General features: G+C 64.5%; 19 protein-coding genes (1 of these 19 cut by a window edge). 11 read left to right on the top strand and 8 right to left on the bottom strand.

The features are described 5' to 3' along the window. Positions 1-652, bottom strand: partial view of a 2-oxo acid dehydrogenase subunit E2 gene (locus ACFR99_RS14310; RefSeq protein WP_390288492.1) — the 5' portion only. The gene continues 1,175 nt to the left of window position 1, outside the view; 652 of the gene's 1,827 nt are visible here — the first part of the coding sequence; its start codon is at positions 650-652; its stop codon lies beyond the left edge, outside the window. Between the two features lie 277 nt (positions 653-929). Here ACFR99_RS14310 and ACFR99_RS14305 point away from each other — a divergent pair, with 277 nt between their 5' ends. The 7 genes from ACFR99_RS14305 to ACFR99_RS14275 all read left to right on the top strand — a co-directional run bounded on the left by ACFR99_RS14305 (position 930) and on the right by ACFR99_RS14275 (position 7,595). Continuing rightward, positions 930-2,834, top strand: a complete 1,905-nt coding sequence (locus ACFR99_RS14305; RefSeq protein WP_390288490.1) for a 2-oxoacid:acceptor oxidoreductase subunit alpha — start codon at positions 930-932, stop codon at positions 2,832-2,834. 3 nt (positions 2,835-2,837) lie between these two features. Next, a complete protein-coding gene (locus tag ACFR99_RS14300; protein WP_390288488.1) occupies positions 2,838-3,773 on the top strand; it encodes a thiamine pyrophosphate-dependent enzyme in 936 nt (311 codons plus the stop codon). A 246-nt stretch (positions 3,774-4,019) separates the two neighbouring features. After that, entirely contained in the window at positions 4,020-4,448 is a 429-nt protein-coding gene (gene lrpA1, locus ACFR99_RS14295; RefSeq protein WP_390288486.1) for an HTH-type transcriptional regulator LrpA1, read from the top strand. Between the two features lie 88 nt (positions 4,449-4,536). Continuing rightward, positions 4,537-5,016: an SRPBCC family protein gene (locus ACFR99_RS14290; protein WP_390288484.1), complete on the top strand. Its 480-nt coding sequence runs from the start codon at positions 4,537-4,539 to the stop codon at positions 5,014-5,016. Positions 5,017-5,638: 622 nt separating this feature from the next. Beyond that, positions 5,639-6,235 (top strand): nitrous oxide reductase accessory protein NosL, encoded by a 597-nt coding sequence (locus ACFR99_RS14285; RefSeq protein WP_390288482.1) that lies wholly within the window; start codon positions 5,639-5,641, stop codon positions 6,233-6,235. A 72-nt stretch (positions 6,236-6,307) separates the two neighbouring features. Beyond that, entirely contained in the window at positions 6,308-7,216 is a 909-nt protein-coding gene (locus ACFR99_RS14280) for a DMT family transporter (RefSeq protein WP_390289118.1), read from the top strand. A gap of 79 nt (positions 7,217-7,295) precedes the next feature. Then, positions 7,296-7,595 carry a DUF4242 domain-containing protein gene (locus ACFR99_RS14275; RefSeq protein ID WP_390288480.1) on the top strand — a complete coding sequence of 100 codons (300 nt, stop codon included), beginning with the start codon at positions 7,296-7,298 and terminating at the stop codon, positions 7,593-7,595. Positions 7,596-7,622: 27 nt separating this feature from the next. On the opposite strand, the gene ACFR99_RS14270 is transcribed toward ACFR99_RS14275, so the two are convergent. Genes ACFR99_RS14270 through ACFR99_RS14260 form a run of 3 tightly spaced genes read right to left on the bottom strand, consistent with a single transcriptional unit; the run spans position 7,623 to position 11,386 of the window. After that, positions 7,623-8,759 (bottom strand): cupredoxin domain-containing protein, encoded by a 1,137-nt coding sequence (locus ACFR99_RS14270; protein ID WP_390288478.1) that lies wholly within the window; start codon positions 8,757-8,759, stop codon positions 7,623-7,625. Positions 8,760-8,794: 35 nt separating this feature from the next. Continuing rightward, a complete protein-coding gene (locus tag ACFR99_RS14265) occupies positions 8,795-10,504 on the bottom strand; it encodes a pyrroloquinoline quinone-dependent dehydrogenase (protein WP_390288476.1) in 1,710 nt (569 codons plus the stop codon). A gap of 6 nt (positions 10,505-10,510) precedes the next feature. Continuing rightward, positions 10,511-11,386 carry a hypothetical protein gene (locus tag ACFR99_RS14260; RefSeq protein WP_390288474.1) on the bottom strand — a complete coding sequence of 292 codons (876 nt, stop codon included), beginning with the start codon at positions 11,384-11,386 and terminating at the stop codon, positions 10,511-10,513. 382 nt (positions 11,387-11,768) lie between these two features. Between ACFR99_RS14260 and ACFR99_RS14255 the strand changes: the two genes are divergently transcribed. Further along, positions 11,769-12,605, top strand: coding sequence for a DUF8054 domain-containing protein (locus tag ACFR99_RS14255; RefSeq protein WP_390288472.1), 837 nt, complete (start codon positions 11,769-11,771; stop codon positions 12,603-12,605). A 21-nt stretch (positions 12,606-12,626) separates the two neighbouring features. Here ACFR99_RS14255 and fdhF read toward each other — a convergent pair whose 3' ends face one another. Continuing rightward, positions 12,627-14,768 (bottom strand): formate dehydrogenase subunit alpha, encoded by a 2,142-nt coding sequence (fdhF, locus tag ACFR99_RS14250; protein WP_390288470.1) that lies wholly within the window; start codon positions 14,766-14,768, stop codon positions 12,627-12,629. Positions 14,769-14,929: 161 nt separating this feature from the next. Between fdhF and ACFR99_RS14245 the strand changes: the two genes are divergently transcribed. After that, a complete protein-coding gene (locus tag ACFR99_RS14245; RefSeq protein ID WP_390288468.1) occupies positions 14,930-15,484 on the top strand; it encodes a hypothetical protein in 555 nt (184 codons plus the stop codon). Positions 15,485-15,542: 58 nt separating this feature from the next. Beyond that, entirely contained in the window at positions 15,543-16,175 is a 633-nt protein-coding gene (locus tag ACFR99_RS14240; RefSeq protein ID WP_390288466.1) for a molybdenum cofactor guanylyltransferase, read from the top strand. A gap of 100 nt (positions 16,176-16,275) precedes the next feature. Here the strand turns inward: ACFR99_RS14240 and yqeC are convergent, their stop codons facing one another. Next, positions 16,276-17,022, bottom strand: a complete 747-nt coding sequence (gene yqeC, locus ACFR99_RS14235) for a selenium cofactor biosynthesis protein YqeC (protein WP_390288464.1) — start codon at positions 17,020-17,022, stop codon at positions 16,276-16,278. 175 nt (positions 17,023-17,197) lie between these two features. Here yqeC and ACFR99_RS14230 point away from each other — a divergent pair, with 175 nt between their 5' ends. Next, entirely contained in the window at positions 17,198-17,545 is a 348-nt protein-coding gene (locus ACFR99_RS14230) for a winged helix-turn-helix transcriptional regulator (protein ID WP_390288462.1), read from the top strand. Between the two features lie 78 nt (positions 17,546-17,623). On the opposite strand, the gene ACFR99_RS14225 is transcribed toward ACFR99_RS14230, so the two are convergent. Together ACFR99_RS14225 and ACFR99_RS14220 are read right to left on the bottom strand one after the other, a co-directional pair. Next, positions 17,624-18,070 (bottom strand): UPF0179 family protein, encoded by a 447-nt coding sequence (locus tag ACFR99_RS14225; RefSeq protein WP_390288460.1) that lies wholly within the window; start codon positions 18,068-18,070, stop codon positions 17,624-17,626. A 75-nt stretch (positions 18,071-18,145) separates the two neighbouring features. Next, positions 18,146-18,577: a DUF5820 family protein gene (locus ACFR99_RS14220; RefSeq protein ID WP_390288458.1), complete on the bottom strand. Its 432-nt coding sequence runs from the start codon at positions 18,575-18,577 to the stop codon at positions 18,146-18,148. Positions 18,578-18,814: the final 237 nt, after the last annotated feature.

Here is an 18,814-nt window from a genome sequence, read left to right as displayed (position 1 = left end):
CCTCGACGTCGTCTTCGGTGATCGCGCCCTGATAGCCGGTCCCCTCGACGCTCGCGAGGTCGACGCCCAGTTCGTCGGCACGGCTGCGCGCTCGCGGCGAGGCGTCCGGCTCGCCGCCGCCCGCGCCCGCGCCCTCGCTGGCCGCCCGTTCGACGTCGTCCTCGGTGATCGACCCCTGATAGCCGGTTCCCTCGACGGCCGACAGCTCGACACCCAGCTCGTCCGCCCGGTCTCGAGCGCGGGGCGACGCCTGAACCTCGTCGGCTGTCACGCTGCCGGTGCCGGCGCCGCCCTCGCTCGCGGCCGGTTCCGCTGTGGTCTCGTCCGGTTCCGGCTCGGGTTCGGCCTCGTCGACCTCGACGTTGGCCTCGAGGTCGGCCGTCGCTTCGGCCTCGAGGTCGTCGATGTCGTCCTCCGCCGGTGCGACGATCCCGATGGGGGTTCCCGGCGGCACTGTCTCGTCGACCTCGAGATAGGTCCGGCGCAACACGCCGTCTTCGCGGGCCTCGACTTCCCCGATGCTCTTTTCGGACTCTACTTCGGCGACCAGTTCTCCTTCAGCGACCGACTCGCCCTCGTCGACGGCCCACTCGAGGAGCGTTCCGCGTTCCATCTCGAGACCGAGTTTCGGCATCCGAACGATGTAACCCATGGGGAGAGGTAGCATGATAGCGGTGTAAAAGGTATCGCCCGTCGAAACCGCCGATCGATTCCGGATCGAGCCCGGTGGCCGGCGCTGCTCGATCGGTCACAAATCGGATCGTTCAGTAACGACGGAACCCGTTCCGATCCGATAATAATGATCTTTCACACATATTCTTTAATGGATGTCCATTCTTCACGAAAGATCCTTGGTAATCTATAGCAAAGGCTTTAGGCGAGGTAGTCCGAAATTCGGATACGGTTGGCCCATGGGCCACTGATCCACTATGAGTAGCGACGAACTTATCTGGCGAATCGCAGGCGGTTCCGGCGACGGGATCGACTCGACGAGTCAGAACTTCGCCAAGGCGCTGATGCGCTCGGGGCTCGACGTATTCACTCACCGGCACTATCCGTCGCGGATCCGCGGCGGCCACACGTACGTCGAGATTCGGGCCGCAGACCACGAGGTACAGTCACGCGGCGACGGCTACAACTTCCTGCTCGCGCTGGGCGACTCGTTCGCCCGCAACCCACAGGAAGACGCCTTCTACGGCAACGAAGAGATCAAGCCGCTCTCGGAGAACCTCGATGACCTCCGCGAAGGTGGGATCATCGTCTACGACGAAGGCCTCATCAACGAGGAGGACGTCGAGGCGCTCGATCTCGAGGCCCGTGCCGAGGAAAACGACTGGCACGTCTTCCCGATGGACCTTCGGGCCCTCGCCCGGGAACACGGCCGCGAGGTCATGCGCAACACCGCCGGTGTCGGCGTGACGGCTGCGCTGCTCGAGATGGACTTAGAGCACATCGAGGACCTGATGTCCGACGCGATGGGCGGGGACATTCTCGAGGCGAACCTCGAGATCCTCCACGAGGCCTACGACACCGTCAACGAGGAGTACGACTTCGAGCACGACCTGCGCGCCCCCGAGGGCTCCCACGAGACCGAGCAAGCGCTGCTGTCGGGATCGAACGCGATCGCCTACGGCGCGATCGACGCCGGCTGCCGATTCATCGCCGGCTACCCGATGACGCCGTGGACGGACGTCTTTACCATTCTCAGCCAGAACTTCCCCGACATGGGTGGCGTCTCCGAGCAGGTCGAAGACGAGATCGCTGCTGCCGCGCTGGCCGTCGGCGCGAGCCACGCCGGCGTCAAGGCCATGTCCGGCTCCTCCGGTGGTGGCTTCGCCCTGATGAGCGAGCCGCTGGGTCTCGCCGAGATGACCGAGACGCCGCTGGTCCTCATCGAGGCCATGCGTGCCGGTCCCTCGACCGGGATGCCGACCAAGCCAGAGCAGGCTGACTTGGAGCACATCCTCTATACGAGCCAGGGTGACTCCCAGCGCGTCGTCTTCGCGCCCGGGAACATCGAGGAAGCCTACGAGCAGACTCGACTGGCCTTCGAGATCGCCTGGGACTACCAGATTCCGACGATCATCGTCTACGACCAGAAGCTCTCCGGCGAGAACACCAACGTCGACGTCGAGTTCTTCGATCGGGAACCCCAGCCCGATCTGGGTTCGACGCTGACCGAGGAGGAACTCCGGGAGGCCGCCCACGACAACTCCGGGAAGTTCAAGCGGTTCAACTACGAGGATGCCAAAAACGGCGTCGCACCGCGCTCGATCCCCGGCCAGAAGGGTGGCCGCTTCCTCGCGACCGGGAACGAGCACAGCCCCGTCGGCCACATCAACGAGGACCCCGACAACCGCGTCGCCCAGATGGACCGTCGACTCGAGAAACTCGAGTCGATCCGCGAGGACCTCGACAGCCGGGAGTCGTCCACGCAGACTTACTTCGGCGACGAGTCCGCAGACTACGGCATCATCACGTGGGGCTCGAGCCAGGGTGCCGTCGAGGAGGCCGTCGAACGGCTCAACGACGCCGGCCACTCGGTGAAAGGCATCAGCGTCTCCGACATGATGCCGTTTGCGGAAGCCGAAGTGACCGAGTTCTTGGAGAGCGTCGACGAAGCGATGGTCGTCGAGATGAACGCGACCGCGCAGTTCCGCGGGCTTATCCAGAAGGAACTCGGTCGATTCGGCGAGAAGCTGACCAGCCTGCTGAAGTACAACGGCAACCCCTTCGAGCCCGCCGAAATCGTCGAGGGCTACGAGGTCAACTTCGTCGAGGAGGACAGCGAACCGACCGCACAGGTACGAATCGAACCAGCTGCAGGTGACTGACACATGAGTGCATTCAACGCGATCGGAGAGGACCGAGAGATCGACCGGGACGAGTTCACGCCCGGCGTCGAACCGCAGCCGACCTGGTGTCCGGGCTGTGGCGACTTTGGCGTCCTGAAGGCGCTGAAACAGGCGCTCCCCGAGGTCGGCAAGACGCCCGAAGAGGTACTGACCGTCACCGGGATCGGCTGTTCCGGCAAGCTGAACAGCTACCTGGACACCTACGGCTTCCACACGATCCACGGCCGCTCGCTGCCCGTGGCTCGTGCCGCCAAGCTCGCCAACCCCGAACTCGAGGTCATCGCCGCGGGCGGTGACGGCGACGGCTACGGGATCGGTGGCAACCACTTCATCCACTCGGCCCGCGAGAACCACGACATCACGTACATCGTCTTCAACAACGAGATCTTCGGCCTGACGAAGGGTCAGACCTCGCCGACGAGTCCCAAGGGTCACAAGTCCAAGACCCAGCCATCGGGCAGCGCGAAGACGCCGCTGCGGCCGCTGTCGATGTCGCTGAACGCCGGTGCGAGCTACGTCGCCCGCACCGCCGCCGTCAACCCCAACCAGGCCAAGGAGATCATCAAGGAGGCCATCGAGCACGACGGCTTCGCCCACATCGACTTCCTCACCCAGTGTCCGACCTGGAACAAGGACGCCCGCCAGTACGTCCCCTACGTCGACGTCCAGGAGTCCGACGACTACGACTTCGACGTCTCCGACCGGGAAGAAGCCGCCCGGATGATGCGTGAGACCGAGGACGTCCTCAACGAGGGGACCGTCCTCACCGGCCGCTACTACGTCGAGGACGATCGACCGTCCTACCAGCAGGAGAAACACGCCGTCGGCGAGATGCCCGACCAGCCACTGGCCGAGCGGTACTTCGACGACGACGCCGAGTGGGAGCGCAGCTACGACCTGCTCGAGCGACACACGTAATCCGACTGTCGACACTGTCCCATAGCTGACAGTCGGCCGTCGTCTACGACCGCTCCACATCGATTTCGATCTGTGGCGTCGGTTCCGCCTCGAGGCACGTCCTCGCGAGATTTTTCGACGGGTTCAGTGGCCGAAATCCCCAGCATGCGCCGCGATTGCCGATCCGGAGTCCGGCACACTTCTGATTGGATATCCGTCGTTTTCGTATACAAAAGATATTTTTCCGCCGAAGCAAAACATACTGCTATGAGTACGCAGGCGACGGAAGACCGCATTCTCGAGGTTCTCGAGGAGGACGCACAGGCGTCCTACGCCGAGATCGCCGAGCGGGCGAACGTCTCGAAACCAACGGTACGCAAGTACATCAACCAGCTCGAGGAGGAGGGCGTCATCGTCGGCTATTCGGCCGACGTGGACCCGAAGAAGCTCTCGAGCCAGACGATTGCGCTGGTCGGGCTCGACGTCGCGAGCGAACGCTACGTCGAGGCCACACAGGCGATCAAGAACCTCGACGAGGTCGAGGCCCTCTACAGTTCCAGCGGTGACCACATGCTGATGGCCGAGGTGCGCGCCGAGGACGGCGACGCGCTCGGCGAGATCATCTCCGAGGAACTGCTCGAAATCGACGGTGTCACTGCAGCGCACCCGTCGTTTCTCCAGGAACGGCTGAAATAAGCCTGTCGTCCGACAGGAGTCGCCACGCGGCGCTCTCCGTCGCCGGTTTGGGTTCTCCGTTTTGAGGCTGGCCCCCGTAGACACGAGTATGCCGACGTACGAACGTGAAGCGACGGTCGAATCGCCGTTCGACGACGTGTGGGCGTTTCACTCCCGCGTGTCCGGGCTCGAGGCAGTGACGCCCGACTGGCTGCACCTGCGCGTCGAACGCGTAATCGGGCCGGACGGCCGGCCGGATCCGGACATGCTCGAGCCCGGCTCGGAGGTCGCGCTGTCGATCCGACCGTTCGGTGTGGGGCCACGCCAGCACTGGACCTCGGTGATCACCGACCGCGAGCGCGAGGACGGGTCAGCGTACTTCCGCGACGAGATGGTCCACGGCCCGTTCGACCGGTGGGAGCACACGCACACCTTCTTCGCTGACGGCGATCGGACCGTCGTCCTGGATCGGGTCGACTACGAACTGCCGTTCGGGCCGCTCGGCGACGCCGCCGAACCGTTCTCGAAGCCGGGGTTCGAAGCCATGTTCCGGGCCCGCCACCGGCTGGCAAAAGCACGACTCGAGTAACAACGGTAGCTGGCGGGACGATTTCGTTATTCAGGGCTGGACGTGAAACTCGTTACAAGGACAGGTGACACAGTCTCCATTGTATCAGTGAACGAGGTCAGCAGTCTGATTGCGAACATTGTATCCGAGAATTGTTCAGTTGTTGTGTCGGACCCCTCGTTTTTGACAAGAGATACTGGACGGCTGTCCCCTTTGTTGAATACACTTGATGTAGACGATAGCGTATGGAAGACGAGCCTCAAACTCGCATCGACAATCCGGAACAACTCTGCGATACAATCGTTGAAATTGTAGACGTACTTGAAGCGAGCGAGACGATTGGAGAAGAGCAAGCATCTAAATTACGATCCAAGGTCTACCGCTCGATCGACACTACTAGAGAATAGGTCGAAAATTGGTCACTTCAATACTGCCACGCACAGTCAGACATCTGTCCTCCATAGAGGGTACCGCTCAGTTCGCACGCGTACTTAGCGAACTGTTCGAGTCAGTTCAGGTATAATTTCTGAATACAGAAATCGCGCTACTATCTACTGATACTGCGTCTCGGACCGTCAACATCACGGCTTGATTCGACACCTGAACCACGTCGGTTTTGCTTGCCGGGCCGCTACAGTGGGATATGTCCGAACGCGACGGGCTCGAGCGGCGGCGGCTGCTGGGGGCGCTGGGAGTCGGCGCGACAGCAGCTATCGCCGGCTGTCTCGGCGGCGAAGGTGATGGGTCCGACGGTGACGACGAACAGGCACAGGTGTACGAACCCTCGATCGAGGGCGTCGAGGAAGGGCCAGTTGAGTTCACCGACTCGCAACGCTGTGACGTCTGTGGCATGCCGGTGACCAAGTACTTCGGCAACAGCCAACTCGTCCACGAAAACGGGCAGGCGGCCGTCTTTGATCTCCCAGGGTGTCTGTTCGCATACAAAGTGTCGTCAAGGCCCGATTCACCGATCCAAGGCGCGTGGACGACCGACTACGCGACCGACGAGCTCATCGACGCGACGACAGCTAACTTCGTCCTCATCACTGACAAAGAGGCCGCTGACGATCCAATGGGTATCGACCCACGCCCCTACGCCCACCGTAGCGACGCTGTCATGTTCCTCGAGAACTGGGAAGCCGAGGAGCTATCTCCCGAGGAGGACATCATCGTCGGACTCGAAGAGGTCGACATGGAGATCGCGAAGATCTACCGCGAGTCGCGCCTCCCCGACGAGTAACGCGTCGTCTCGTCGTCGTCTCGTCGTCGCTGCGAGTGATTTCGGTACCGTTTGGGTGCTCGAGCGAGTGCGATCGGTGTGACCGTCGACCGCCGCGTGACGCCGGCCGCTGCCCTCGCCGTCGCGGTGATCGCGACGAGCACCAGCGCGATTCTGGTGCGCTGGAGCGCGGCCCCGAGTTCGGTCGCGGCCTTCTACCGCGTGCTGTTTACCACGGCGCTGGTCGCGCCGCTGGCCGTCACACGCCACCGAGCCGCCTTCGCGCGGCTCTCGCGTCGCGATCTCGCCGGCGCCATCGTCGCCGGGCTCGCGCTGGCGGTCCATTTCGCGGCCTGGTTCGAGAGCCTCGCACACACCACCGTCGCCGCGAGCGTCACGCTCGTCCAGAGTCAGCCGATCTTCGTGGCCCTCGGCGCGACCCTCCTGCTGGACGAACGACTCACGCGCGGTACGGTCGTGGGTATCGCCGTGGCGATTGGCGGAACCGCTGCGATGTCACTGGGCGGGGCGAGCAGGGCGGCCCTCGCGGACGCGACGCTGTACGGCAACGCGCTGGCGCTGCTGGGCGCGGTGACCGTCGCCGGCTACGTGCTCGCGGGCCGCTCGATCCGCCAGCGTGTCCCGCTCTTTCCGTACGTAACCGTCGTCTATGGCGCCTGCGTGGTCGCGCTGTTCTTCCTCGTCTCCGTCCAGGGCCACGCATACGTCGGCTATCCCGCTCGCGAGTGGCTGCTCTTTCTCGGTCTGGCCGTCGGTCCCGGCATCTTCGGACACACCGTGAGCACCTGGGCTCTCGAGCACCTGGAGTCAGTCGTCGTCAGCGTCGCCTGGCTCGGCGAACCGGTGGGCGCGACCCTGCTCGCGCTCGTCCTGCTCGCGGAAGTGCCCGACGCGGTCACGGTCGCCGGCGGTGCTGTCGTGATACTGGGGGTCGCCGTGACGACGCTCGAGCGCGAACGCCGCGGGCCGACGGACGACTAACGCCGTACCCGCCTGTCTGTTCGAGCCGATCGGCCGACAGTTATTAGAGTGGCTAGCATTATCGTGTCCTGTGGTACCAATGTCCGATCACGAGCTGACGGACTTCCTGATACTGCGATCACTGGACGAACCGATTTCCGAGGACGAACTCGAGGCAGCCGGTGAGCAGTCCGGCGACGCCCTCCAGGAACTGCGGGAGGAAGGCACCGAGATCCGGTGGGTCGAATCCGAAGTCATGACCGACGAGGACGGACGGGTTACGGGCACGTTCTGTCACTATCGGGCCGAAAGCGAGGACGCGATCCGCGAACACGCCGACCGGGCTGGCCTCCCCGCGACGCGCATCGATCGCCGTGGGGAGCCCCTCGCGGGCGAGTAACGGCGCACAAAAAATCGAGTTCCGGCGTTATTCGACGTCGACCTCGCCGACCGCGTCGAGTTGCGACTGGTCGAGGTAGACGCCCATCTCTTCTCTGGCGACGAACTCGACGGTCTGAGTCTCGCCTTCCTCAGCAGTGAAGTCCGAGCGGACGTGCGTGTTCCACTCGTTCGTCTGGCCGCCGCTGGCGATCACGAAGTTGTGACCGGGCAGGGGTTCGTAGTTCCGATTCTCTGCCTCCGGCTGGTGTTGTCCGATCGCGTTCTCCCACTCGACCGCGTAGGTCTCGCCCGCCTCGAACTCGAGCGTCGGGTTCGTCTCGTCGGCGATCGCGTCGGGACTCCGCCCGACCCACTGGCCCTCCTCGAGGGTAAGCGAGTACGTCTCGGCCGGCTCGCCGAGTTCGGTGGCCGGCAGCGTAACGGTGACCTCCTCGTCGCTGCCGTCGATCGTGACCGTGTCCGTGATCCGTTCGTGGCCGTAGGTCCGGATCTCGAGGTCGTACTCGCCGTCCTCGAGAAGATCGAACCGGGCGACCGCTCGCTCGTCTTCCTCCTCCTCCGGCGGGCTCGGCCGGGCGGCGACGTTCGAGAACGAGTGTCTATCGCCGAGATAGACTTCGGCACCGAGGGGATCGCCGTTTTCTCGCTCGACGTTGACCACCAGTTCGTGGACCTCGTCCGGACTGATCAGTTCGACTGGGCCGCGCATCTGGGCCGGATGCGGCTGACAGAAGTACTCCGACATCTCCTCCTGGGGAGTGAACTCGAGGGACGTCGTCGCGCCCTGTTCGGTCAGCGTCTCCGTCGACTCGAGGATTTCGCCCTCCCCGTTGACGGCGTCCCCGCTGGTGATGTTGAAGTTGTGGGTCGCGCCGTCACCGTTCGTCCAGATGACCTCGTGCTGTTCGCCTTCGATCAATCGCAGCGTCGGGTTCGAGACGGCGTCGACCTCGTCCGGTGCGATCCCCATCCAGCCGCCGACGATGCCGAGCAGCTGGAAGGTGCGGCCCTCGCCGTCGTTCTGGGTGGCGGGTAACGCGACATCGAGGTCGCGATACGCGGCCGCGTGACCGGCGGTCGCCGCCGTCCCGGCGATCGTCGCCGTTCCCTTCAATACGCCGCGGCGTGAGACCGCCTCGCGTGAGCGTTGTTCGTTCGTCATAGGTGTATCGTGTCTCGTTCGGTGTCGGTTGTGTGTCAGGCGTCCATCGAGAACACGGCGAGCGTGTTCCCGCGCGGTCCCTGTCGGAGCCAGCCGCTGCCACCGACCTGGACGGCGACGTACTGTTTCTCTTCGCCGGGGTCGTACCAGCTCATCGGCGAGGCGCTGATCGGCACGTCGAACTCGTGTCGCCAGAGACGCTCGCCGCTCTCGCCGTCGTAGGCGAGGAAGTTCCCCTTCTGGGTGCCGTTGAAGACGAGTCCCGTCGCGGTCGACAGTGACCCGCCCCACATGTAGCGTTCGTCCTCGCTCTCGATCCAGTCGCGCCAGACGCGCTCGCCCGTGGCCGGATCGACCGCCGCGAAGGCGGTGATCGCCCCGTTCCACTCGTCGGGGAATTCGCTGGCCGGATCGTCGAGGTTGCCGCCCCAGTAGGGGTTCCCCTGGTCGTACTCCTCGTAGCGCCAGTAGAGGTCCTGTGGGTAGTTCTGGTGGATGACGTACACGTACCCCGTCTCGGGGTTGTACGACGGCGGCTGCCAGTCGTTGCCGCCCGGCGCGCCGGGGACGAACGGGATCCGCTCCTCCTCGCTGATGTGGGGGATCATCTCCCACATATTGATGTGCTGGCAGATCTCCTCGCTGCGCTCGTGGAGTTGGCCGGACTCGGCGTCCATCATGTACACCCAGCCGGTCTTGTCCGAGCCGACGACCATGTCCATCTCCCCGTCGTCGGTCTCCACGCCGCGAAGGAGCACCCGCGGTGCGACCGCGTCGTAGTCCCAGACGTCGTGGGGACTGCTCTGGAACCCCCACTGGAACTCGCCGCTCTCCAAGTCGAGCGAGATCGTCCCGCAGGTCGGGAAGTTCGGGCCCGGTCGCACCGTCCCGTCGAAGTCCGGGCCGGGGTTCGCGACCGCCGTGTAGAGGACGCCCTTCTCCTCGTCGATCGTCGGCGTCATCCAGGTCGTCCCACAGCCGTGTTCCCGACTCTGCCCGACCCACTCGTCCTCCGGGAGCGTGTCGGTCTGCCACTGTATCTCGCCGCTTTCGGCGTCGAGTGCAGCCTCGAATCCGAGCACGCCGTACTCGCCGCCGGCACTGCCCGTGTAGAGCGTCCCGTCGTGGATCACGGGGGCCCACGTCGCGGAGTAGCCCTCCTCGTGGTCGGCCGTGCTCGTATACCAGACCTCCTCGCCGGTGTACCGGTCCAGCGCGACGACGCCCGAATCGAGCGTCGTCATATACACCTTGTCGCCGTAGACGGCTGCCCCGCGGTTGTTGTCGTCACAACAGAGTTCGACGCCGACCGGCGGCGCGTAGGTGTAACTCCAGAGGACCTCCCCCTCGCGGGGGTCGATCGCTTTCATGTGGTTGGGCCCGTTCGTCTGGTACATGACTGGCGGGTCGCCCGGAATCACGATGGGCGTCCCCTCCATGCTCGAGCCCGTCCCGACCGACAGCTCGTACTCGAGCTCGAGGTCGGAGACGTTGTCGGGCGTGATGACGTCGGCGGTCGTGACCCGGTGTTGTTCGTAGTTGCCGCCGTACATGAGCCACGACTCGGGATCGTCCCCCGTGTTGCTCAGCATCTCTTGGTCGACATCGACCTCCGGAATGCGGTCCGTGTCGTGTTGTTCGGTGACCGAGTCGTCAGGGCCTCCGACCAGCGTATAGCCGTCTTCGATCTCCTGTAGTTCGATGTTCCGTGCAGCCTCAACGGCCTTGTCGTTGCGTAGTGCCACGCGTAATCACCTCAGTTCGCTCGGCGCGCGCATGTCGTCCGTGACGTAGAAGACGGTGTGTAACAGCTCCTCCTGGCTGACGATCTGGACGGCCGACCCCGCCGTGAGCGCGGCGGTCAACTGTTCGTCCGTGAGCTGTCCGTCCCCGGCGAGATCGCAAGCGGCAGTCGCCGAGACGAACAGCCCGCCCAGCATCGCCTTTACGTATCTGACCGCGTCGTCGAGGATCTCGTCGGTGACCAGTACCTCGTTTTGCCAGAGGTGTCTGTCGAGCCCGTCGATCCACAGCAATGCCCCACCCATCGCGCGCTGATGAAGCGGCGGGACAGTATCGGTCTCGAACTCGACGCCCGCCGGGATCTGGTTCGACGGGACCCAGCGGGCGAGTCGTTCGTCGTTGTTCGCCACGTCGATCAACAGCGCCGTCTTCTCTTCCTCGTCGAACCCGACCTCGTCGAGCGCCGACGAGAGCGGGTCCGCCAGCACCAGTTCGCGTGTCGTCGCCTCGATGTGCTCTGCCGTAAAGCGCGGCAGGTTCTCGTCGAGGCTCTCGAAGAACCCGACCTTGAGCAAGTGGTTATACAGTCGCCAGCCTGGTGTGGCGACCTCCGTATACAGTCCGCTCGGCCCGTCCGGAACGCCAGCGTCGCGAACGGCGGGTAGGCGCCGAAGCTCGTCCGCGACGTTCGCGCGCTCCCGCTCGAGCAACTCGTAATCGAGGTTCCCGGCGAGATCGGCCCGGATCGCTTCGCCCCGCGAGGCGAACGCCGAGTCGGACTGCGGTTCGATCTGTCCTGCGAGTCGGTCCCACGTCATCGCCCCTTCCCCTCGGGTGTCGACTCCGAGGGCCGTCGCCAGATCGCGTTGGTCCGCGACCGTCATGTCTACCGCAGTGGATATGTGTGGCATGATACCACGACACTAAGACTGGCATTACGTATTTTGATAATGCTTATCAAAGAATTCGGGAGCGATAGGGGATAGCTAAACGAGTCTCTCTTTCGGGACGAGTAACAGCCAACGTAAGCAACCAGTTCGTACCGTTTCGTCTAACGCCGACAACAACTGTCGTGGCCCTCTGCCGGCGTGAATGGAGCAGTTATACCGCGCGTACGAGGCCCTTACTGCTCGGTCAACGACCACCGATCTCGACAGGGACCGTCACTGGCTGGCGACGCCGCTTATTGTCGTATCCACGGTATCGATTTTTCACCGTCCGGCGCGTCGTCGCTAGTAGTGGTCGACGGTGATCGACGGTTCGAGTGTGCTCGCACGACTCGAGCAACCTGCGTACATCGGTGACAACCGATGTCTCCCGTGTACGGTGGTGAACGTCGCGATCGCGGTCGTCCTCGCGGTCGCGACCGCGGTCGTCGTCTCTGTTCCCGTCGGGGTTCTCGTCCTCGCCGTCGCGCTGGCCCTCGTTCGCCTTCGTGGCTACTTGATTCCGGGAACGCCGACGCTCACTCGACGATACCTCCCCGAGCGCGCCCTCGCGCTCGTGGGCAAGTCGCCGTCGTCCGGCCCGACGGTCGAGACGGTGTCGCCCGACGACCTCACGACCGTTCTGGCCGCTGCCGGCGTCGCGACCGCGAGCGGGGACGCGGTCGAACTGACGCCCGACTTTCGACGCCGGTGGAACGAACGACTCGCGAGCGACGACGCACTCGAGCCGAGCGCGGCCACGATCGGCTTGCTGTTCGGTGCAGACGAGGTCGACCGCCTCGATGACGTGTCGTTCGTTCTCGACGGGCAGCAGCGAGTACGGTGGGAATCGATCGCGGCGCTCGCGGCGGACGTCCCCGCAGCGGCCGCGCTCCGATCCCGGATCGACGGCTGGGACGACCTCGCGGTTGACGAGCGCCGTGACCTTCTGACGGGGTTGCGACTGTTGCGCTCGCAGTGTCCGGTCTGTGGCGACGCGGTGACCACGACGGCCGAGCGACTCGAGCACTGCTGTCGGCGGCCTCGTATCGGGATCCGATCGCGGTGCGACGGGTGCGATCGGCCGCTGGCCGAACTCGTCGTCACGGAGACGACGGCCGAGCCGTGGCTCGAGGTGGCCGGGACGACGACGGACGGCTCGGGAGCCGATCCGTAAGCGCCGCTCCGCTGGCGAGGATCAGTCGTCGGCCGCAGGATCGGCGGTCTCGCCGAGCGGTTCGACGTCGACTTCGATCTCCGCGGCGGCAGCCTTGTATTCGGGGATCTTCGCCCGCTCGTCGAGCACGTGATTCGTCAGCTTGTTCGCCGAAGCGGCGGCGAAGTGTGGCGTCGTCCAGACGACGCCCTCCTTCGTGTCCTCGGTGACGTGGGCCTCGAGCGTGATCTCGCCGCGTCGCGAGTGCAGCTTTACGTACTCGCCGTCCTCGATCCCGTAGCGCTCGGCGTCGGCAGGGTGGACGTCGACGAAGTTTTCCGGCGTCTGGCGGTTGAGCGTCGGCGAGCGCGTGCTCATCGTCCCGGTGTTGTAGTGTTCCTCGAGTCGCGCGGTCGTGAGGATCAGCGGGTACTCGTCGTCGGGCGTCTCCGCCGGCGGGGTGTGTTCGACACCCTCGATGTGGCCGCGGCCGCTCTCGGTCTCGAATTCGTCCTCGTAGAGGAACGGATCGCCTTCGTCGCCGGGTTCGTAGCAGGGCCAGTGCAGTCCCTCCTCGCCCAGCAGATCGTAGGTCATCCCGTGGTAGCTCGGACAGACCTGCCGGAGTTCCTCGAAGATCTCCTCGGGATTCTCGAAGTCGAACCCTTCCTCGAACAGGCGCGTCCCGACTTCGGTCAGGATCTCGCGGTCGTGGTTGGTGTTCTCGTGGACCTTCCCGACGCCGCGCATCCGCTGGACGCGCCGATCAGTGTTCGTGACGGTGCCGCCGCGTTCGGCCCAGGTCGTCGCCGGGAGGATCACGTCGGCGTACTCCGCGGTCTCGGTCGGGAAGATGTCCTGGACGACCATAAACTCGAGATCTGCGAGCCGTTCGGCGACGCTGTTGGCGTCAGGTTCGCTCATCACGGGGTTTTCGCCCATGACGTACAGCCCCTTGATCGAGTCACCCGCCTCGTAGGAGATCTCGACGTTCGTGAGTCCGGGCTCGTCGGGGATTTCGAAGCCCCAGACGTCCTCGACCGATTCGCGGGCCTCGTCGTCGTCGACCAGCTGGTAGCCCGGCAGGACGTTCGGCATCGCGCCGACGTCACAGGTCCCCTGGACGTTGTTCTGGCCGCGCAGCGGGTTGACGCCCGTACCGGGACGGCCGAGGTTGCCCGTGATCAGCGCGAGGTTGATCTCGTTTTGCACGTTGTCGACGCCGCAGGCGTGCTGGCTCATCCCCATCCCGGTGAAGATGGCCGCGTTGTCGGCCGTGGCGTATTTTTCGGCGGCCAGTTCGATGTCCTCGAGCGGAACGCCGCACTCCTCGGCGGCTGCCTCCTTGTCGAAGTCTTCGAGCGTCTCTTTGAGGTGGTCAAACCCCTCGGTGCGTTCCTCGACGAACTCCTCGTCGATCCAGCCGTCGTCGGGATGTTCCGCGTGGTGCTCGAGGATCGTCTTCAGGACGATGTTCAACAGCGGAATGTCGGTCCCTGGATTCAACTGGAGATGCTGGTGGCGGTCGGTGTCGTCGATCTGGAACGATCGCGTCGTCTTGTTCGCGTGTGGGTCGACCTGAATGACGGTCGCCCCATCCAGCACTGCCTGTCGGAAGTACTGGCTGTTCGCGATCGGATGTTGCTCGCCCGGATTCGCCCCCTGAATCCAGAACACGTCGGCCTCCTCGCGGAGGTCGCGCATGCTGTTGGTCATCGCCCCCGCGCCCAGGCTGGTCCGCAGCGCCCAGACCGTCGAGGCGTGACACATCCGCGTGCAGTTGTCGACGTTGTTGGTGCCGTATCGGCGGGCGAGTTTCTGCAACAGGTAGTTCTCCTCGTTCATCGTCTTCGAGGAGCCGAAAAAGCCCATCGCGTCCGGGCCGTGCTCGTCGCGGATTCGCTCGAGTTCGTCGACGATGTATTCGTACGCTTCGTCCCAGGAAGCCTCGCGGAGGTCGCCGTCGTCGTCTCTGATCAGCGGGTCGGTGAGCCGATCCTCGTGGTCGACCACCTCGGTCGCCGCCCCGCCTTTGATGCAGATCCGGCCCTCGTTGACCGGGGCATCACCCCACGGCATGAACTGAACGTCACCGGGCTCGTCACCCGGCTGTACTTTGATTCCACAGCCGACGCCACAGTACGGACAGATCGTCTTGACTGGCTCTTGTTGGTCACTAGACATTGTGATATCTCCAGGTGTCGCACCCGTTACGCGGAACCAACTATCTGTATGTGCATGAGGTTTTCTACCACATAGCTGGTACGAGTGACGGCTGCTCCATCGTCTGGCGTCACGGCTCGGGAGGGAAACGCTGACGGCCACCTGTGTGAAACTACCGCACGATGGAGCTCACGCGTTCGCTCGTTGAATCCGAAGCACGCGACTATCGAGAGCAAGAGCCGCTGTATCCCGTCGAGGCGGAGCAACTCGAGACGCTCCCGGCCGCGTTCGAGTCCGGTGAGTACGGCCGCCGAGACGCGGTCTGGGTCATCAGATGGTATTATCGGCGCTTTCTCGGCGCGTATCCAGACACCAAGCGGCGGGACGCAGAAGAGCGCTTCTGGCACAACGACTTCGAGGCCGTCCGTGACGCGATCGCGGCCGCCGTCGACGCGGCCGATGCTGCCACGATGATCGACGCGCTGACCGCCCTCGAGGCCGTCGATGTCCCCGTCGCCTCGGCATTTTGTATGTTCATCGATCCCGACGCGTACGTCGTGGTCGGCCCCGGCGTGTGGGCGGCGCTTCGGGAGGCGGGTGAACTCTCCCAGCCGTATCCGGACCCGCCGTCGGTGTCGCAGTACGAGACCGCCCTCGAGCGCTGTCGCTCGCTGGCCGACCGCTTCGACTGTGACCTGTGGACGCTGTACCGGGCGCTCTGGCGGCTGTCGGCGTGACGAACGTGAGCCAGTCGCGTGCGGGAGGTTTTTCCACGCTCTCGACGAACGCTCGGCCATGCACCCCGAGACCCGAACCGAGCGCACGGGCCTCGTCCTCGCGGGCGGTCACTCGACGCGCTTCGGCGACCAGGACAAAGCTGTCGCCGACCTCGCCGGCACGCCGATGATCCGGCGCGTCGTCGACCGACTCGAGCCGATCGTCGACGAGATCGTCGTCAACTGCCGGGACGAGCAGGTGTCGCCGATCGACGCGGCACTCGAAGGCGGCCCCGATGTCTCGTTCGCGATCGATCCAGTCCCCGACCGCGGCCCGATGGCGGGGATCATGACTGGGTTACGCGAGGCCACGGGGGAGTACGCCGTCGTCGTCGCCTGCGATATGCCCTTCGTCGATCCCGACTTCGTCGACTACCTCTTCGACCGCGCGGCCGGTCACGACGCCGCAGTCCCGCGACTCGACGACCAGTGGTTCCAGACCACCCAGGCCGTCTATCGGGCCGCGCCCATGGCCGCTGCCTGCGAACGTGCGCTCGAGCGCGACGAGCGAAAGATCATCGAACCGCTGTTCGACCTCGACTACATCGTCGTCGATGAGGACGAGATCCGCGAGCGAGCAACGCTCGAGACCTTCGAAAACGTCAACACCCACGACGAACTCGAGGCGGCCGCCCGGCGACTCGAAGACTAAGACTGTCCGTCTGATGCGGATTCCTGTCAATCAGTGCCGGTACAACCGCGACCGTCCTGCGGTCCCACCGGTACACAGTTACAGCAGACCGTCTGAGTGTTCACCGCTCGAGCACCTGAATTACCGGATCGTCGTCGATCATTCGCGCCAGCACCACGCGGTTCACGGAGGGGGCCTGCTCGAGTACCGTCGTCGCGATCTCCTCGGCGTTCCGCCGGTGAGTCGCGCCGTCGACCTTGTTGAGTAGCGGAACGACCACTGCCCCGTCCGGAACCCCTTTCAGCCCGCCGCGCTCGCTCGCGAGCACCGCGGCCACGTCCTCGGTTCGGATCGTCTCGCCATGGTCGCGATCGGTGATCGCCACCACACGCTCCGGGCGGTGAACGTGCTCGGCAGTGAGCGGTTTCCCGACGACCTGGACGCTCGCGATCGGAACTACCGTCTCGGTGCGCTCCGGGAGTTGCGGTTCGTGATCGCCCGGGGCCTTGAACTCGCGTGTTCGCGCACCGTCGGCTTTGACCAGCACGACGTCGGCGACATCGGCCGCGGCGAGGTCGTCGATCGCCTCGGGGTCGTAGCCGACGTACCGGTCCTCGCCTTCCCGTTCCGGGACGACGCCGACCGGCCATGCATCCGCTCGCTCGAGGGCTGCAACCGGGTCGTCAGTCACGACGACTTCTTCGACGTGGCGGTCGAAAATCGGGATCCGAACCGTCGCCGTCACGACTGCCTGATGGGTCGAATCGCCGGCCCGGGCAGCCAGCGTATACAGCGTCGTCTTTTTGCCGCCGGCACCGACGACAGCGACGACGCCGGAGTCGGCTCGAAGGGCCTCACAGATGTCCATATCGGCGCTACGACAGGTGTCGTCTAATCGTTTGGGACCACGTCGGGTCCCTCGAGTCACTGATTTGCTCGCACGCCGTCTGATCGGTCGGCATGCGAACGGTTCCTGTATGTTAGCTGGTTCGGATCCGAACCACTAATGCCGATGGCGCGATAAGCGAATACAGGTCTTATTGATGTCATCCCCAGAGACGCAGCCCCACGAGCAAACCGCCGACGCCTGCCCTGTCATCGCCTCCCTCGAGCAGATCGGCTCCAAATGGCGGCTTGCCGTCTTGCACGAACTGCTGGATGGCGAGCAGCGGTTCAACGAACTGAAACGGTCGACCGGCGCGAACGCACGGACTCTCTCGCGCGTCCTCGACGACCTCGGCGAGATGGGATTTGTCGAACGTCGCCTCGAAGAAGACGCCCCGATCGCGACGTACTACAGTCTCACCGACAAGGGCGAATCGCTCGAGCCGGTCTTCGGCGAAATCGAGTGCTGGGCCGGGTCCTGGCTCGACGAGAGCGAGCTCGAGTAACGTCGGACGATACTATCTCGGCTTCCCCGCAGGGCTCGCAGTCGTACTGACTCCGGCACTGGCGACCACCGGACGACCTCAGCCGTCGGTCTCGAGTTCGACTAACTCGAGCGACCGGTCGAGATGGCAGACCTCGTGTGGCGGGTCGCCGATGATCTCTCGAATGCGGTACTCCTCGTCGAAGTCGACGCCGTCGGGCACACAGTACTCGTGGCTCGGACACGCGACGTACGGACAGGGGCCGGGAAGGCGTGTCTTGCTGCCGGCGAAGGCACCTTTTCCGGTGATGTTCGCGCGCGTGGGCGCGGGTTCGACTTCGACGGCACGAACCCCGCCGTCGTGCATCGCACACTCGAGAGTCTGGGCGTTCTCGCGGATCCCGGTGACGCGGTATTTGGTGCCCGGCTCGAGATTGAGACACTGACTGCGGTAGGGACAGCCGGCGCAGGCGTCGGCTTCGCCCTCGTAGACGAACTCGGTTCCCGGTTCGGCCAGCCGGGAGCCGATGAGCGTAACGGTCGACATGGGAATCGATAGTTGCCACTGGCGGTTAAGGGTCACGTCCCGACGGAATAAATCGGGACGCGAGTTGCGGATGGATCAGTCGTCGCAATTCTCGCCGGTCAACTCGTCGAGGCGCTCGAAATACGCCTCTCGCGACACCTGATACAGCTCCCGGTAGTCGATCTCGCCGGCGTCGAACTGCCGCGCGAGTTCGACGGTCCGTTCGATGGCCGCCTCGCGGGTCGGGACGCGCAGCGTCTCGTCCAGTGAGACGTCCGGCTCGAGATAGAGCGTGACGAACCAGTCCTCGGAATCGGCGGTATCGGCGGGATTGACGCCTGGACGACGGGTTCGCTTGCCGTGGGTGAGATACAGCGTCGGGAGACACGGTGCGGGAAAGTCCGCGGCGTTGAACACGTCAGGTCGATACGCGAGGACGAGTCGGCCATCGGTCCCCTCACTCCAGACTTCCCAGCCGTCCGGCACGCTCGAGCGATCGATGCCACCGTTTCCGTCCGAATCCGGCATGCCAGTCGGTAGGCAGGCCGGCCGTATATACTGCCGGACAGGAGACCGTGGCCACCCGATCGCAACTGTCGTCGCCGCTGTGGAGCAGTCGGACCGGGAACTCACTCGCCCCGACGCCTCCCGAGCCGAACGTGTGTCGCGGGCCCACGGCGTGGCGCGCGCGAGACAACATCGGCCATTGCAGGCCCACAACTTATGTAATAGATCGCCGAATGTGTGGTGTGATACCTACTATCA

This window comes from Haloarchaeobius amylolyticus, assembly GCF_042678045.1.
Taxonomy (GTDB): domain Archaea; phylum Halobacteriota; class Halobacteria; order Halobacteriales; family Natrialbaceae; genus Natrinema; species Natrinema amylolyticus_A.
Note: the sequence above shows the minus strand (reverse complement) of the source record. Positions and strands in the feature narration are given on the sequence as shown.